The sequence below is a fragment of the Rhodococcus sp. Z13 genome (assembly GCF_025837095.1).
Taxonomy (GTDB): Bacteria; Actinomycetota; Actinomycetes; order Mycobacteriales; family Mycobacteriaceae; genus Rhodococcus; species Rhodococcus sacchari.
In genome coordinates this window covers 2,653,990-2,670,650 of record NZ_CP107551.1, presented here as the reverse complement: position 1 = coordinate 2,670,650, position 16,661 = coordinate 2,653,990, and the positions used below count along the sequence as shown (strand labels likewise).

The 16,661-nt window shown below is 69.5% G+C and carries 15 protein-coding genes; 13 read left to right on the top strand and 2 right to left on the bottom strand.

From position 1 onward, the window contains the following. Positions 1-28: 28 nt before the first annotated feature. The 7 genes from OED52_RS12150 to OED52_RS12120 all read left to right on the top strand — a co-directional run bounded on the left by OED52_RS12150 (position 29) and on the right by OED52_RS12120 (position 7,888). Positions 29-694 carry a cell division protein SepF gene (locus OED52_RS12150; protein WP_264151144.1) on the top strand — a complete coding sequence of 222 codons (666 nt, stop codon included), beginning with the start codon at positions 29-31 and terminating at the stop codon, positions 692-694. A 206-nt stretch (positions 695-900) separates the two neighbouring features. Beyond that, positions 901-1,191 carry a YggT family protein gene (locus OED52_RS12145; RefSeq protein WP_264151143.1) on the top strand — a complete coding sequence of 97 codons (291 nt, stop codon included), beginning with the start codon at positions 901-903 and terminating at the stop codon, positions 1,189-1,191. 151 nt (positions 1,192-1,342) lie between these two features. Further along, positions 1,343-2,194 carry a DivIVA-like cell division protein Wag31 gene (wag31, locus tag OED52_RS12140; protein ID WP_264151142.1) on the top strand — a complete coding sequence of 284 codons (852 nt, stop codon included), beginning with the start codon at positions 1,343-1,345 and terminating at the stop codon, positions 2,192-2,194. Between the two features lie 46 nt (positions 2,195-2,240). Next, positions 2,241-2,471 carry a hypothetical protein gene (locus tag OED52_RS12135; RefSeq protein WP_264151141.1) on the top strand — a complete coding sequence of 77 codons (231 nt, stop codon included), beginning with the start codon at positions 2,241-2,243 and terminating at the stop codon, positions 2,469-2,471. A gap of 299 nt (positions 2,472-2,770) precedes the next feature. Then, positions 2,771-5,938, top strand: coding sequence for an isoleucine--tRNA ligase (gene ileS / locus OED52_RS12130; protein ID WP_264151140.1), 3,168 nt, complete (start codon positions 2,771-2,773; stop codon positions 5,936-5,938). Next, positions 5,935-7,260 (top strand): DNA polymerase IV, encoded by a 1,326-nt coding sequence (locus tag OED52_RS12125; protein WP_264151139.1) that lies wholly within the window; start codon positions 5,935-5,937, stop codon positions 7,258-7,260. The genes ileS and OED52_RS12125 overlap by 4 nt, the downstream gene beginning before the upstream one ends. Before the next feature lie 118 nt (positions 7,261-7,378). After that, the gene (locus OED52_RS12120; protein WP_264151138.1) at positions 7,379-7,888 is read left to right on the top strand and encodes a WKL family lipoprotein; all 510 of its coding nucleotides are present in this window, start codon (positions 7,379-7,381) and stop codon (positions 7,886-7,888) included. Between the two features lie 79 nt (positions 7,889-7,967). Here OED52_RS12120 and OED52_RS12115 read toward each other — a convergent pair whose 3' ends face one another. Continuing rightward, positions 7,968-8,924, bottom strand: coding sequence for a hypothetical protein (locus OED52_RS12115; RefSeq protein ID WP_264151137.1), 957 nt, complete (start codon positions 8,922-8,924; stop codon positions 7,968-7,970). A 68-nt stretch (positions 8,925-8,992) separates the two neighbouring features. Between OED52_RS12115 and lspA the strand changes: the two genes are divergently transcribed. The 5 genes from lspA to dnaE all read left to right on the top strand — a co-directional run bounded on the left by lspA (position 8,993) and on the right by dnaE (position 15,732). Next, the gene (lspA, locus tag OED52_RS12110; RefSeq protein ID WP_264151136.1) at positions 8,993-9,613 is read left to right on the top strand and encodes a signal peptidase II; all 621 of its coding nucleotides are present in this window, start codon (positions 8,993-8,995) and stop codon (positions 9,611-9,613) included. 14 nt (positions 9,614-9,627) lie between these two features. After that, positions 9,628-10,536 carry an RluA family pseudouridine synthase gene (locus OED52_RS12105; protein ID WP_264154678.1) on the top strand — a complete coding sequence of 303 codons (909 nt, stop codon included), beginning with the start codon at positions 9,628-9,630 and terminating at the stop codon, positions 10,534-10,536. A 3-nt stretch (positions 10,537-10,539) separates the two neighbouring features. After that, positions 10,540-11,184: a hypothetical protein gene (locus OED52_RS12100; RefSeq protein WP_264151135.1), complete on the top strand. Its 645-nt coding sequence runs from the start codon at positions 10,540-10,542 to the stop codon at positions 11,182-11,184. Positions 11,185-11,276: 92 nt separating this feature from the next. Next, positions 11,277-12,158: an EamA family transporter RarD gene (gene rarD / locus OED52_RS12095; RefSeq protein ID WP_264154677.1), complete on the top strand. Its 882-nt coding sequence runs from the start codon at positions 11,277-11,279 to the stop codon at positions 12,156-12,158. Positions 12,159-12,195: 37 nt separating this feature from the next. Beyond that, the gene (gene dnaE / locus OED52_RS12090) at positions 12,196-15,732 is read left to right on the top strand and encodes a DNA polymerase III subunit alpha (protein WP_264151134.1); all 3,537 of its coding nucleotides are present in this window, start codon (positions 12,196-12,198) and stop codon (positions 15,730-15,732) included. A 110-nt stretch (positions 15,733-15,842) separates the two neighbouring features. Here the strand turns inward: dnaE and OED52_RS12085 are convergent, their stop codons facing one another. Then, entirely contained in the window at positions 15,843-16,070 is a 228-nt protein-coding gene (locus tag OED52_RS12085; protein ID WP_264151133.1) for a hypothetical protein, read from the bottom strand. A 129-nt stretch (positions 16,071-16,199) separates the two neighbouring features. Between OED52_RS12085 and OED52_RS12080 the strand changes: the two genes are divergently transcribed. Beyond that, on the top strand, positions 16,200-16,643 hold the full coding sequence (locus tag OED52_RS12080) for a nitroreductase family deazaflavin-dependent oxidoreductase (protein ID WP_264151132.1): 444 nt from the start codon (positions 16,200-16,202) through the stop codon (positions 16,641-16,643). The last annotated feature ends 18 nt before the right edge of the window (positions 16,644-16,661 follow it).

Sequence of the window (16,661 nt, the reverse complement as noted above, 5' to 3'; positions counted from 1 at the left end):
CATCCGCCGCGCGAGGGAAAGGCGATCGATGAGCACACTCCACAAGTTCAAGGCGTACTTCGGGATGGTGCCGCTCGAGGATTACGAGGACGAGTACCTCGACGATCCGCAGAGCGGGCGCCGCGAGCGCGACCGCGACTACGGCGACGCGCCGTACTCGGGGTACGCACCGTCGCGTCGCGACGAGTACGCCCCGGCACACCGCGACGAGCCGGTCCGCGAGTTCGAGCACGACGAGTTCGACGGCTACGAGCCGGCACCGCGCCCGGCCCGCGTCGAGCCCATCACCGCCCGCGGTGCCCGCCCGACGCCGGTCTCCGCCCGGGGTACCGCCCGCGCGTCCCTGGCCGCCGAGAGCCGTATCGATCGCTCCGAACCGCGCCGTGGTGGCCCGCTGTTCGACGAGGGAGGTCCGTTGTCGAAGATCACGACGCTGCGTCCCCGCGACTACAGCGAGGCCCGCACCATCGGCGAACGTTTCCGCGACGGCACGCCGGTCATCATGGATCTCGTCGAGATGAGCAACGCCGACGCCAAGCGTCTGGTCGACTTCGCGGCCGGACTCGCGTTCGCGCTGCGCGGCTCGTTCGACAAGGTCGCCACCAAGGTGTTCCTGCTGTCGCCCGCCGACATCGACGTCTCCGCCGAGGAGCGCCGCCGGATCGCCGAGACCGGTTTCTACAACCAGCAGTAGCGACCGACGGCCTTCCCTCAGGGCAGCGCCGGATCCGCGTGCCGCAACCGAATCCCGGTCCGCGGCGCGGGTCGGCATGTCCTCGCCGCGGGAGTGCTCCGACCGCTGTCCTCCGCGCCCACCGACACGCCCGGCCATGATGCAGATCACTGCAGGCCGGGCGTTTCGGTTTTGATCGGGTCGTCTCCGTCGGGCATTGTGGGCACGTGGCCGTATTCGAGGTGCTGTGGTTCCTGCTGTTCATCTTCTGGCTTCTGCTGATCGGGCGGATCATCGTCGAGTTCATCAGGACCTTCGCGCGGGACTGGAGACCGACCGGCTTCGTCGTCGTCGTGCTCGAGGCGATCTTCACGGTCACCGACCCGCCGGTGAAGCTGCTGCGGCGGTTGATTCCGCCGCTCAACCTCGGCGGGGTACGGCTCGATCTGTCCATCATGGTCTTGCTGTTCATCGTGTATTTCCTGATGGCCTTCCTGCCCCGCGGCGGCGCGGCGTGACCACGCCGCGCGGCGTCGTGTCGAGCCGTCCGGAGACTGCCGTGTGCCACAATGGAGTGCCATATACAGTGGGTTTCGATACGCGTGACGCACTGTCCATATCGCTGAACGCCTGCTTGACCGCTTACTCGACGCGTGAAGGGATCCTTCCATGCCGCTGACACCAGCTGATGTGCACAATGTCGCGTTCAGCAAGCCTCCGATCGGGAAGCGTGGCTACAACGAGGACGAAGTAGACGCCTTCCTCGATCTCGTCGAGCAGGAGTTGGCGAACCTCATCGAGGAGAACGCCGACCTGCGTCAGCGGGTGGCGGAGCTGGATCAGGAGCTCGCCGAGGCCAAGAAGGCCCGCGGTACCGCCACCGCAGCGGCGCCGGCCCCCGCGCCGTCGAAACCGGAACCCGCGCGGGTCGTGGAGACCCCGAAGCCGGAACCGGCCCCCGCGCCCGCTCCCGCCCCGGCGCCCGTCGCGGCACCGACCACCGATGCGAGCATGCAGGCCGCCAAGGTGCTGGGCCTGGCCCAGGAGATGGCCGACCGCCTCACCGGCGACGCCAAGGCCGAGGCCGAGGAACTGGTCCGCAACGCGCGGACGAACTCCGAGCAGCTCGTCTCGGACGCCCGCACCCGCAGCGAGGCGATGATCGCCGACGCCCGTCAGAAGTCCGACGCGATGCTCGCCGACGCGCGTACCCGTTCGGAGACCCAGCTGCGCCAGGCCAAGGAGAAGGCCGACGCGCTGCAGGCGGACGCCGAGAAGAAGCACACCGAGATCATGGCCACGATCAACCAGCAGCGCACGGTGCTGGAGGGTCGTATCGAGCAGCTCAAGACGTTCGAACGCGAGTACCGGGTGCGCCTGAAGTCCTACCTGGAGTCGCAGCTCGAGGAGCTCGAGCAGCGCGGTTCGGCGGTTCCCGTCGACGGTGGCCAGGAAGCGTTCAACCAGTCCAACTCGTCGTCGTCCTTCGGTTCGACGTCGTTCGCCAAGGGCAACAGCTGATCGTAGGCCCCCGGCCTGTGCTGTACCTCGGTAGAGGAGGGGCATCGTGCTCGTCGTCACGCTGGTACTCGCAGCGATCGGATTCGGTCTCCTCGTCATCGCGTTGATGACCGGTTCGGTCCTCTGGGCCTGGGGCTGCATCGTGGTGTGCGCCCTCGGTGGCGTGCTGCTGCTCGCCAGCGCTCTCGGTGGGCGCACCCCCACCGACGGCGACACCACCGATCCACGACCTGCATCGCGTCGGCGGTCGGACGGCCGGAATTCGTCCGACCGCTGACGCGTTCTAGAATGAGCGACAGCGAGTGACGCCGCGCCCCGAGCGGGCGGGAGCGGATCTCGACCCCGCCTCGCGGGGAAGGCAGTGATCCGGCCATCACCGGGGAGTCTTCCGGAAGAACGGCGACGCACCGCGTCGCTCAGTAGAACCGGACGGGTGGGCCCGTCACAGCCCGAACGAGTGGCCGTCCCGATCCGGGGCGCGCAAGCGGGGTGGTACCGCGGTGACCGTGCACGAGCACGGTGATCGTCCCCGTGCCGACACGTACGAAGCGTATCCAGGCACGGAGGAGCCACGCTGTGACCGAGAACCAAGCTGCGCCGGATCACACCGCCGCTACGACCGATTCCGCCGCGGGCGCCGGCGGCTACCCCCGCGTCGACTACGGGCTCGGGCGGGATTCGGGTGTCGACTTCCCGTCGCTGGAGGAGCGCGTTCTCGAGCAGTGGGCCGCCGACGGCACCTTCGAGGCCTCCCTGAGAAACCGTGACGGCGCCGAGGAGTTCGTCTTCTACGACGGCCCGCCTTTCGCGAACGGCCTGCCGCACTACGGCCACCTGCTCACCGGCTACGTCAAGGACGTCGTCCCGCGTTTCCAGACCATGCTGGGCAAGAAGGTGGACCGCCGTTTCGGCTGGGACTGCCACGGCCTGCCCGCCGAACTCGAGGCGGAGAAGCAGCTCGGTATCAAGGACAAGTCCGAGATCGACTCGATGGGCCTGGCCGAGTTCAACGCCTACTGTAAGCAGTCGGTGCTGCGCTACACCGGTGAGTGGCGCGACTACGTCACCCGTCAGGCCCGCTGGGTCGACTTCGACAACGACTACAAGACCCTGGACCTCGACTTCATGGAGTCGGTCATGTGGGCCTTCAAGTCGCTCTACGACAAGGGTCTGATCTACCAGGGCTTCCGTGTGCTGCCCTACAGTTGGTACGAGCAGACGCCGCTGTCGAACCAGGAGACCCGCCTCGACGACGCCTACAAGATGCGTCAGGACCCGGCGGTCACCGTCGACATGGTGCTGCGCGCCCCCGGCTCCGAGCTCGACGGCGTGTGCGCCCTGATCTGGACCACCACGCCCTGGACCCTGCCGTCCAACCTCGCGATCGCGGTGCACCCCGAGATCGAGTACGTCGCCGTGCGCGGCACCGACGGCAAGACCTATCTGCTCGCCCAGGACCGCGTCGGCCACTACGCCCGCGAGCTCGGCGACGCGCCGGAGGTCGTCGGCCGGTACCGCGGCGCGGATCTCGTCGGTCTCGCCTACGAACCGCCCTTCGATTTCTTCCTGGGCCGCGACAACGCCCACCAGGTGATCGCCGCCGACTACGTCACCACCGAGTCCGGTACCGGAATCGTCCACATGGCACCGGCTTTCGGTGAAGAGGACATGGAGTACTGCGAGCGCAACGGCATCGAGCTGGTGCAGCCGCTCGATCCGGGCGGCAAGTTCACCTCGATGGTGCCGCCCTACGAGGGCCTGCAGGTCTTCGACGCCAACCCGGTCATCATCAAGGACCTCAAGGCCGCCGGGAAGCTGCTGCGGCACGAGACCATCGAGCACTCCTACCCGCACTCGTGGCGGTCGGGCCAGCCGCTGATCTACATGGCGGTGCCGTCCTGGTTCGTGGCCGTCACCCGTTTCCGCGACCGCATGGTCGAGCTGAACAAGCAGATCACCTGGGTGCCCGAGCACATCCGCGACGGCCAGTTCGGCAAGTGGCTCGAAGGCGCCCGCGACTGGAACATCAGCCGGAACCGCTACTGGGGCAGCCCCATCCCGGTGTGGGTGTCGGACAACCCCGAGTACCCGCGCGTCGACGTCTACGGCTCGATCGACGAGCTCGAGCGCGACTTCGGTGTGCGCCCGACCGACCTGCACCGGCCGATGATCGACGAGCTGACCCGGCCGAACCCCGACGACCCGACCGGCAAGTCGACGATGCGCCGCGTCCCCGAGGTGCTCGACTGCTGGTTCGAGTCGGGCTCGATGCCGTTCGCGCAGGTGCACTACCCGTTCGAGAACCGCGAGTGGTTCGACACGCACTACCCGGGCGACTTCATCGTCGAGTACAACGGGCAGACCCGCGGCTGGTTCTACACCCTGCACGTGCTGGCCACCGCCCTGTTCGATCGGCCCGCCTTCAAGTGCGTCGCCGCGCACGGCATCGTCCTCGGCGACGACGGTCTGAAGATGAGCAAGTCGAAGGGCAACTACCCGGACGTCAACGAGGTGTTCGCCCGCGACGGCTCCGACGCCATGCGGTGGTTCCTCATGTCCTCGCCGATCCTGCGCGGTGGCAACCTCGTCGTCACCGAGCAGGGCATCCGCGAGGGCGTGCGGCAGGCGCTGCTGCCGCTGTGGAACGCGTGGAGCTTCCTGCAGTTGTACGCCTCGCAGCCGGGCACCTGGCGCACCGACTCGCCGCACGTGCTCGACCGTTACATCCTCGCCAAGCTTGCGCAGACCCGCGACGTCATCACCGAGGCGCTCGGGACCGTCGACATCGCCGGTGCCTGCGACGAGCTGCGGACCTTCTGCGACGCGCTGACCAACTGGTACGTGCGCCGCTCCCGGAACCGCTTCTGGGACGAGGACACCGACGCGATCGACACCCTGCACACCGTGCTCGAGGTGGTCACCCGCCTGGCGGCGCCGCTGCTGCCGATGGCCTCCGAGGTGATCTGGCGCGGACTGACCGGCGGCCGGTCGGTGCACCTGGCCGACTGGCCCGAGGCCGGCGACCTGCCGTCCGATCCGGCTCTGGTCGCCGCGATGGACGAGGTGCGCAGCGTGTGCTCGACCGTGCTGTCGCTGCGCAAGGCGAAGAAGCTGCGCGTGCGCCTGCCGCTGCCGCAGGTCACCGTCGCCACCCCGGGCTCCGGCCACCTCGATCCGTTCGTCGACCTCATCAAGGACGAGGTCAACGTCAAACGGGTCGTCACCACCGACGACGTCGAAGCCCACGGCAGGTTCGAGGTGGTCGTCAACGCCCGTGCCGCCGGCCCGCGCCTCGGCAAGGACGTCCAGACGGTCATCAAGGCGGTCAAGTCGGGTGACTGGACCGAGGCGGCGGACGGCACCGTCACCGCGGCCGGCATCGCCCTCCTCCCGGAGGAGTACACCCGCCGCCTGGTCGCCACCGAGCCCGAGTCCACCGCGGCCCTGCCCAACGGCAGCGGCCTGGTCGTCCTCGACACCACCGTCACCGAGGAACTCGAGGCCGAAGGCTGGGCCAAGGACCGCATCCGCGAGTTCCAGGACGCGCGCCGCAATCTCGGCCTCGACGTCTCGGACCGCATCACGGTGCGCTTCGAGGTGCCCGAGGACCGCGCCGAGTGGGCGGACCGCCACCGCGAGCTGATCGCCGGTGAGATCCTCGCGACCACCTTCGAACTCGGCGCCGTCGAGTCCGATCCGATCGAACTCGGTGAAGGGACCCGGGCGTCCATCGCCAAGGCGTGAACCGCCGCTGGGTCCTGCACCTGGACCTCGACGCGTTCTTCGCGTCCGCCGAGCAGCTGACCCGGCCGACCCTACGGGGTCGGCCGGTGCTCGTCGGCGGGCTCGGCGCGCGCGGGGTGGTCGCGGGCGCCAGCTACGAGGCCCGGCTGTACGGGGCGCGGTCGGCGATGCCGATGAGCCGCGCCCGGCGTCTCGTCGGCGCGGCCGCCGTGGTGCTGCCCCCGCGCGGGGTCGTCTACCGCGAACTCAGCGCCCAGGTGTTCGACACGCTGCGCGCCCGGGTGCCGGTCCTCGAGACGCTCTCGCTCGACGAGGCGTTCGCCGAACCCGCGGAACTCGCCGGCGCCGACGTCGACGAGGTCGAACGGTTCTGCACGCAGCTGCGCGAACACGTCCGCGAGCGCACCGGCCTGATCGCCTCCATCGGCGCCGGCTCGGGCAAGCAGATCGCCAAGATCGGCTCCGGCCTGGCCAAACCCGACGGGCTGCTGGTGGTGCGTCCCGAGGACGAACTCGCGTTGCTGCACGGGCTGCCGGTCCGGAAGCTGTGGGGGATCGGCCCGGTCGCCGAGGAACGCCTGCGCCGCCTCGGCATCGAGACGATCGGTGACCTCGCGGCCCTGCCGGTCGCCGAGGCCGCGTCGATCCTCGGCCAGACGGTCGGCCCGGGCCTGCACCGGCTCGCGAACGGGCACGACGACCGTCCCGTCGTCGAACGCGCCGAGGCGAAACAGGTCAGCGCCGAGACCACCTTCGCCACCGACATCGTCGCGATGCCCGAACTGCGCCGAGCCATCGCGGCATCGGCGCTGGCCGCCCACAACCGGCTGCGCAGCGACGGGCGCGCGGCCCGCACCGTCGTCGTCAAGCTCCGCAAGGCCGACATGTCGGTGCTGACCCGATCGTCGACGCTGCCCTACGCCACCGAGGACCTGCAGGTCCTCACCGTGGCCGCGCAACGTCTGGCCCTCGACCCGGTGGAGGTCGGACCCATCCGGCTGGTGGGTGTCGGCTATGCGGGGCTGTCCACGATCGCGCAGGACACCCTGTTCCCCGAACTCGACCGGGTGGCGGAGGGCGTCACCGACAGCACCGAGGACGACGCGCCGACGGCCCACGCGGCGCCCGATCCCGCCGCGCGGTGGCGGCCGGGCACCGACGTGAAACACCCCGAGTACGGGCACGGCTGGGTGCAGGGCGCCGGTCACGGTGTGGTGACCGTCCGCTTCGAGACGCGCACCACCGGGCCGGGACCTGCACGGACGCTCGACGAGAACGATCCGGATCTCGAGGGCGCGGATCCGCTCGACAGCCTGAACTGAAACGTGTTCCCGGTCTCCTCAGGGTTCTCTCACCACCGCCGGGTACTCTTGCGGGCGATCCGCTGCCGGATGACCGAGCACGACTCGTCGTGCACGACCGAACGAGAAGGACGAGAAGTTGAAGCTTCGCAAGATCACCGTCGCAACCGTGGCGCTCGCCGCCGCCCTCACGATGTCCGCCTGCAGCTCGGACGACGGAGACAGCACGACCACGACCACCGCGAAGACCACCACCAGCACCACCACCTCGGCCACCCAGGCCGCGGACTACCCGCCGGTGCCCACCGTCGAGGATCTCAACGCCGACCTCGCGCGCGCCTTCGACCTGAACGTCCCGGCCGCCGAGAAGACCGACCTCGTCCAGGGCGCCGAGGAGGATCCCGAGCTGATCAACATGGTCGCCCAGGCCGCCAACGACGCGGGCGTCCAGGTCACCGTCGTCGACGTCACCGACAACGAGAACGGCACCATCACCGCCGGTGTCGAGATGCTCCTCCAGGGCAGCGATCAGCCCTCCTTCGGCACGGTCGACTTCGTCGCCGAGGACGGCACCTGGAAGGTCTCGAAGGACTACGCCTGCTCGATCGTCGTGAACGTCGCGCAGCTGCAGTCCCCGGCCTGCGCCTGATACCGGTCCTCGTCCGGAAAGCCGGTGGCCGGCGCGGAATTCCGCGCCGGCCACCGGCTTTCCGGCATTCGGGTTCCCGTCACTCCTCGGGAGCGGACCAGGCGACCTGGTCGACCTGCGACTGCGACAGGCGCGTCGCCCCCACCGGGTCGACGTAGACCTGCTCACCCCGCACGATCAGCTCACCGCCCACCGGCAGCGGCCTCGCCGGGTCGACGGTCATCGTGCCGCGACCCGTCATCGTGTACTGCTCGATGTCGAGTTCGCCCTGCCCGTTGGGCAGTACCCAGATCGCGCCGCGGGGCGTCTGCTCGACCGTCACGTCGACGACGAGCCGGTCGCCGTCGCGCTCCACGAGCGTCGCGGTGCCCACCTGGTCGAGGGTGATCCCGGCGCTCATCACCTGCTGGTGGCTCTCCCACACCGCGCCCACCCCGATCTCCTCGCCGGGGAACGACACCATGCGGTAGACGGCCTGGTAGAACGCCTGCTCGATCGCCGACCGCGCGATGTTCGCCGCGTCCTGCGCCGGCGCGAGCCGCAGCGCGCTCACCGCGCCGTCCGGCCCGATCGTCAACCCGATCCCGGAACCGTCCGTCTCGGTCAGGGCCCGGTCGAGCGTCTCGTCGGGGGAACTCGCCCCGGACAGTGTGATGTCCACGACGGTGCTGGGGGAGTCGCCGGACACGGCGGCGGTGACCGTCGCCGCCAGCGGCAAGGTCAGCTCGGGGGTGGAGAAGTCCTGTTCCGGCTCGTCGCCGACCCGCTGGAACACCTCGGAGCGGGTGGTCAGCACGACCCGCTGCTCCACACCCTCCTGCGGGGTGATCCGCACCGCGGCGCGGGGCTCGGCACCGGGGTCGAGCACCGTCGTGGTCACGGCCGACACGGGCACCGTCACCTCCGTGGAGGTCGCCGCGGTGACGGCGGGAGCACCGTCCGAGGAGGCACCGCAACCGGTGACGAGAGCGGTGAGGGACAGGACGGCGGCGAGGGCACACGGCCCCGGCCGGGCGATTCTGGACAGCGCAGGCACGACACCCAGGGTAGCCACGACAGGAGGGGGAACCGTCGAGGTCGTCCCCGGTAGGGGATGATGGAACGGTGACGAACGAAGCATCCCGGCCGGACGGCGACCCAGCGGCGCCGGTTCCCGCCGGTCCGACCGAGCCCTCGGCGACCCCCGTCGGCCGCCGCAGACTGGGGACGCTTCTCCTCGTCGCGGTCGTCGTCTACGTCGCCGACCTGGTGACGAAACTGCTCGCCGTCCACTACATCGACCCCGCCGACCCGATCTCGATCGTCGGCGACACGGTCACTCTGACCCTGGTGCGCAATCCGGGCGCTGCGTTCTCGATGGCCACCGGCATGACCTGGCTGCTGACCCTCGTCGCGGTCGGCGTGGTGATCGGGGTGATCCGCATCGGCCGGACCCTGACCTCGGGCTGGTGGGCACTCGGCCTGGCCCTCGTGCTCGGCGGTGCGCTCGGCAACCTCACCGACCGGCTGTTCCGGTCACCGGGACCGCTGCAGGGCCACGTCGTGGACTTCGTGTCGGTCGGCTGGTGGCCGGTCTTCAACGTCGCCGACTCGGCGATCGTGTGCGGAGCGGTCCTGCTGGTCGCCCTGACGATCTTCGGCATCGAACCCGGCGGCGGCGCCGCGAAGGACGGCGACAGCCGGCGCACGCCGTCACCCGAAACGAGAAAGGAATCACGCCAGTGAGGGAAACCCGGGCGATGCCCGTACCCGACGGGCTCGACGGGATGCGTGTGGACGCGGGCCTCGCGCGCCTGCTCGGTCTGTCCCGGACCGTGGTCGCCACGCTCACCGAGGAGGGCTCCGTCGTCGTCGACGGCGCGCCCGTCGGCAAGTCCGACCGGCTCTCCGCCGGCTCGTGGCTCGAGGTCGTGCTGCCCGAGCCGCCCCGGCCGCTGACCATCGAGGCCAAGCCCGTCGAGGGCATGGAGATCCTCTATGCCGACGACGACATCGTCGCCGTCGACAAGCCGGTCGGTGTCGCCGCCCACGCGAGCGTCGGCTGGACCGGCCCGACGGTCATCGGCGGGCTCGCCGCCGCCGGCTACCGCATCTCCACCTCGGGTGCCCACGAGCGGCAGGGCATCGTGCACCGCCTCGACGTGGGAACCTCCGGCGTCATGGTCGTCGCGACCTCCGAACGTGCCTACACGGTGCTCAAGCGGGCATTCAAGGAACGCACCATCGAGAAGCGCTACCACGCCCTGGTTCAGGGCCACCCGGATCCGAGCAGCGGCACCATCGACGCCCCGATCGGCCGGCACCGCAGCAGCGACTGGAAGTTCACCGTCACCGCCGACGGCAAGCCCAGCGTCACGCACTACGACACCATCGAGGCGTTCCAGGCCGCGAGCCTGCTCGACATCCACCTCGAGACCGGCCGCACCCACCAGATCCGCGTGCACTTCTCGGCGCTGCGGCATCCCTGCTGCGGCGACCTCACCTACGGCGCCGATCCGCGCCTGGCCGCCAAGCTCGGCCTGGAACGGCAGTGGCTGCATGCCTGCTCGCTCGGGTTCTCGCACCCGACCCGCGGCCACTGGGTCGAGATCACCAGCAAGTACCCGCCGGACCTCGAGCACGCGCTCGCCGTCCTGCGCGACGGCTGACCGATGCGCCGTGCCCTGCCCTGGGTGGCCACCGCCGCTCTCGTGTTCGCCGTGCTCCTCGCCGGATGGTTCGCCCCGACGCGTCCCGCGGCGGTGGGCACCGACGCCCTCGGCCCCGACAACGGGGAGGTCGTCGCCGACTATCTCGCCCGCGCCGCCGACAGCCTCACCGCGGCGGGGACCGGGACCGGCGAGCACTGGGCGCTGGTGTCGTTCACCGAGCCCGTCGGCATCGACACGATCGTCGGCCTGTCCGAGGAGGTGCGGGTGGGGCAGGTGCTGTTCCGGGTCCCGATCGACCGCGTGCAGACCCCGCTGGTGCCCGTCGAGGTCCCGGCCGACGCGGAGGCGCTGCGCCGCGCCCCGGCGGTCGCGGCGGGCCGGCTGCGGCTGATCGAACAGGGCACCGAGCGCGCCGCCCGCGTCGCCGCGACCTCGGCCGACCGGCTCGCCGGCGGATGCGACTGCGTCGTCGGCGCGGTGGTGCGCGGCTCCGCCGACCGGTTGCGCGGCATCGCGGACGCCCCGGCGGTGCGCGCGGTGGAGGCGCTGCCGGCCGATGCGGTCGCCGGCCGGTTCTCGGTCAACCCCCTGCTGCCCACCCACGTCGACACGGTCGTCCCCGGCCGCGACGACGGCGAGCCGTGACCCGTCCGGCCGCTGCGGGAGGGCTGCCGGCCGGGTCGTAGGGTGGTGCGGTGAGTGACTCGCCGAACCGGACCGTCGTGCGCACCGGCGTGATGTGCGGGCTCGGGGCCTACGGATTGTGGGGTCTGTTCCCCGCCTATTTCGGGCTCCTCGACCCCTCGGGTTCCGTCGAGATCCTTGCGCACCGGGTGCTGTGGACCCTCGTGCTCATGGTCGTCCTGCTCGGTGTCACCGGGCGTCTGGACAGCCTGCGCACCCTGTCGGCCCGCACCTGGGGACTCGTCGCCGCGGCGTCCGCGGCGATCGCCGTCAACTGGGGCACCTACATCTTCGGTGTCGTCTCCGGCCGCGTCGTCGAGACGGCGCTCGGCTACTTCGTCAATCCGCTCGTGAGCGTCGTGTTCGGGGTGCTGTTCTTCCGGGAACGCCTGAGCCGGGCGCAGATCCTGGCGCTGACGCTGGCGGTCTGCGCAGTGGTGGTCATCACCGTCGACTACGGCCGGCCGCCGTTCATCGCCCTCACCCTCGCACTGTCCTTCGCGTCCTACGGGGTGCTCAAGAAGATCGTGCCGCTGGACCCGCGCACCTCCCTGGCCGGGGAGGGGGTGGTGGCGGCGCCCTTCGCCCTCGCCTACGTGATCTTCCTCGCCGCTACGGGCACCGGCACCTTCCTCGGACACGGCACGAACCACACCCTGCTGCTCGTCGCGGCGGGCGCTGTCACCGCCGTCCCGCTGCTGCTGTTCGGTGCCGCCGCGCAACGCGTGCCCCTCGCGACCCTCGGGATGCTGCAGTACCTGACCCCGAGCCTGCAGATGGTGTGGGGTGTGTGGGTGCTCGGCGAGGACATGCCGGCCTCCCGGTGGATCGGATTCGTGCTCATCTGGATCGCCCTCGCCGTCTACAGCACGGACGTGTTGCTGAGGTCGCGTCGCGGGCGTGCCCCGGTCACTTCGGACACCGGCGCGGCTTAGACTCGTCTCTGCCCACAACATCCCGGGAGAGGCACGCGTGGCTGACTCGTTCGTTCATCTGCACACCCACACCGAGTACTCGATGCTCGACGGTGCGGCCAAGGTCGGACCGTTGTTCAAGGAGGCCGAACGTCTGGGGATGACGGCCGTCGGCATGACCGACCACGGGAACATGTACGGCGCCAGCGAGTTCTACAACGTCGCCAAGAAGTTCGGCATCAAGCCGATCATCGGCATCGAGGCGTACGTCGCCCCCGAGTCACGGTTCTCCACCAAACGCGTCCAGTGGGGCGACCCCAGCCAGAAGTCCGACGACGTCTCCGGTTCCGGCGCCTACACCCACATGACGATGGTGGCGGAGAACGCCACCGGCCTGCGGAACCTGTTCAAGCTGTCGTCGCTCGCGTCCATCGAGGGCCAGCTCGGCAAGTGGGCCCGCATGGACGAGGAACTCATCGCCCAGTACCACGAGGGGATCATCGCCACCACCGGCTGCCCGTCGGGCGAGATCCAGACCCGGCTGCGCCTGGGCCACGACCGCGAGGCGCTCGAGGCCGCCGCGAAGTGGCAGGAGATCTGGGGCAAGGACAACTTCTTCCTCGAGCTCATGGACCACGGCCTGTCCATCGAACGGCGGGTGCGCGAGGGCCTGCTCGAGATCGGCCGCAAGCTCGGGATCCCGCCGCTGGTCACCAACGACTGCCACTACGTCACCAAGGACGCCGCCGCGAACCACGAGGCGCTGCTGTGCATCCAGACCGGCAAGACGCTCTCGGACCCCACCCGCTTCAAATTCGACGGCGACGGCTACTACCTCAAGTCGGCCGAGGAGATGCGCGAGCAGTGGGACCGCGAGGTACCGGGGGCGTGCGACAACACCCTGCTCATCGCCGAGCGTGTCGAGTCCTACGACGAGGTGTGGACCCACCGCGACCGGATGCCGATCTTCCCCGTCCCGGAGGGGGAGACGCAGGCGAGCTGGCTGCACAAGGAGGTCATGCGCGGCCTCGACCGGCGCTTCCCCGGCGGCCCGCCCCGCGAGTACGTCGAGCGCGCCGAGTACGAGATCGGCGTCATCAACCAGATGGGCTTCCCCGCCTACTTCCTCGTCGTCGGCGACCTCATCAACCACGCCCGCGAGGTCGGCATCCGCGTCGGCCCGGGCCGTGGTTCGGCGGCCGGTTCGCTCGTCGCCTACGCGATGGGCATCACGAACATCGACCCGATCCCGCACGGCCTGCTGTTCGAGCGATTCCTCAACCCCGAGCGCGTGTCGATGCCCGATATCGATATCGACTTCGACGATCGTCGCCGCGGTGAGATGGTGCGCTACGCCACCGAACGGTGGGGCAGCGACAAGGTCGCGCAGGTCATCACCTTCGGCACCATCAAGACCAAGGCCGCCATCAAGGACGCCGCCCGCGTCCAGTTCGGCCAGCCCGGTTTCGCCATCGCCGACCAGATCACCAAGGCACTGCCGCCGCCGATCATGGCCAAGGACATATCGGTGTCGGGCATCACCGACCCGAGCCACGAGCGGTACAAGGAGGCCGCCGAGGTCCGTCAGCTGATCGAGTCCAACCCGGACGTCAAGAAGATCTACGACACCGCGCTCGGCCTCGAGGGCCTGATCCGCAACGCCGGCGTGCACGCCTGCGCAGTGATCATGTCGTCCGAGCCGCTCATGGACGCGATCCCGCTGTGGAAGCGCGCCCAGGACGGCGCCATCATCACCGGCTGGGACTACCCCTCCTGCGAGGCCATCGGCCTGCTGAAGATGGACTTCCTGGGGTTGCGCAACCTCACGGTCATCGGCGACGCCATCGAGAACATCAAGGCCAACCGGGGTATCGACCTCGATCTCGACACCCTGCCGCTCGACGACCCGGCGACCTACGAACTGCTCGCGCGCGGCGACACGCTCGGCGTCTTCCAGCTCGACGGCAGCGCCATGCGCGACCTGCTGCGCCGCATGCAGCCCACCGGCTTCGAGGACATCGTCGCCGTGCTCGCGCTGTACCGGCCGGGTCCGATGGGCATGAACGCCCACAACGACTACGCCGACCGCAAGAACGGGCGGCAAGAGGTCAAGCCGATCCACCCCGAGCTCGAGGAACCGCTCAAGGACATCCTCGCCGACACCTACGGCCTGATCGTCTACCAGGAGCAGATCATGCAGATCGCTCAGAAGGTGGCCGGTTACTCGCTCGGACAGGCAGACCTGCTGCGCCGCGCGATGGGTAAGAAGAAGAAGGAGATCCTCGACGAGGCCTACGACGGCTTCGCGCAGGGCATGAAGGACAACGGCTTCTCGCAGGCGGCGATCACCGCGCTGTGGGACACCGTTCTGCCCTTCGCCGGCTACGCGTTCAACAAGTCGCACGCCGCTGGCTACGGCCTCGTCTCGTTCTGGACCGCCTACCTCAAGGCGAACTACCCCGCCGAGTACATGGCCGGTCTGCTCACCTCCGTCGGCGACGACAAGGACAAGGCCGCGGTCTACCTGTCCGACTGCCGCAAGATGGGCATCACCGTGCTGCCCCCGGACGTCAACGAGTCGCAGGTCGACTTCAACGCCGTCGGCGAGGAGATCCGCTTCGGTCTCGGTGCCGTCCGCAACGTCGGCGCCAACGTCGTCGCGTCGATCATCAAGGCACGCGAGGAGAAGGGCCGCTACACCGACTTCTCCGACTACCTCAACAAGATCGACACGGTGGCCTGCTCCAAGAAGGTCACCGAATCCCTCATCAAGGCAGGCGCGTTCGACTCGCTCGGGCATCCCCGCAAGGGTCTGATGCTCGTGCACGCCGACGCCATCGACGCAGTGATGAGCACGAAGAAGGCCGAGGCCATCGGCCAGTTCGACCTCTTCGGCGGCGCCGACGCCGACGAGTCGGTCACCTCCGTGTTCAACGTCCGCATCCCCGACGAGGAATGGGACACCAAGCACCGCCTGGCGCTCGAACGGGAGATGCTCGGCCTGTACGTCTCCGGGCACCCGCTCAACGGTGTCGAGCACGTCCTCGCCGCGCAGGCCGACACCCAGATCCCGGCCATCCTCGAAGGCGGGATCAAGGACGGCACACAGGTCACCGTGGGCGGCATCCTCGCCTCGGTGAACCGCCGCATCAACAAGAACGGCCTGGCTTGGGCGTCGGCTCAGCTCGAGGACCTCACGGGTGGCATCGAGGTGCTGTTCTTCCCGCAGTCCTACGCCGTCTACGGCATGGACGTGGTGGAGGACTCGGTGGTGCTGGTCAAGGCACGCGTGTCCATCCGCGACGACCGGATCTCGCTGATCGCCAACGATCTCGCCGTTCCGGATCTGTCGCAGATCGGCACCGTCAAGCCGGTCTCGGTGTCCATGCCCACGCGGTTGTGCACCCCCGACAAGGTCGGTGCCCTCAAGAACGTGCTCACCCGCCATCCGGGCACGGCCGACGTGCACGTGCGGCTCATCACGGGCAGCAAGGTCACCGTCCTCAAGCTCGACGACAGCCTGCGCGTCGAACCGTCCTCGGCGCTCATGGGTGATCTGAAGGCGCTGCTCGGGCCGGGCTGCCTCGCCGGCTGACCGGTCCGCCGCGTGGCGCGAGGGCCTCGGCCGGCGCCGCGCGGGTCGAACGGCGTGCCCGGAGCCGGGCCGCCTCGTTCACGTGAGGTCGGGCGGTGGAGGGTGCTGCGTCAGGAGCGGAGCCCGTACCGCCGGATCCGGCGGGCCCACCACACCACGACGGTCACCGCTGCGGCGCCGAGCACGGCGGTCTGCGCGGTGCCGGTGATGACGAGGAGCGCGAGCAGGGTGAGGAACCCGACGGCGAGGGCCTCGAGCTTGTACAGCGGCCAGATCGTGCCGGCGATGTCCACCCCGTCGGTGGTCACGGACCGCATGCGGGTGTCGAGGACGGACATTCGGGTACACCTCCTGCGCTCGGCCGACCGGGGAAAATCTTCCTTCAGGATAGACGTATCGGTGAGTTCGGGCCACCGAACTTTCGGTCGGGAGTGAAAGTGATCACCGGACGGTGTTCACTGGTCGGTATGCCTCTGGACGGACAGTACGAACCCAGCCCGATGGAGTGGAGCGCCGCGCAGGTCGAGGAGTACGAATCCTCCGGCGGCACCCGCGGCACGACCCTCGAGGGCCGGCCCGTCGTCATCCTGACGACGCGCGGCGCGAAGACCGGCAAGCTGCGCAAGATCCCGCTCATGCGGGTCGAGCACGACGGCGCCTACGCGGCCGTCGCCTCGCTGGGCGGCGCCCCGAAGAATCCCGTCTGGTACCACAACGTCGTCGCGAATCCCCAGGTCGAACTGCGCGACCGCACCGAGGTGTGGGACATGCGGGCCCGCGAGGTCCACGGCGAGGAGAAGGCACTGTGGTGGGAACGCGCGGTCGCCGCCTTCCCGCCCTACGCCGACTACCAGAAGAAGACCGACCGCGAGATCCCGGTCTTCGTGCTCGAACGGATCGAGGAGGCGTAGCGCGGGGGCCGTGGCTCC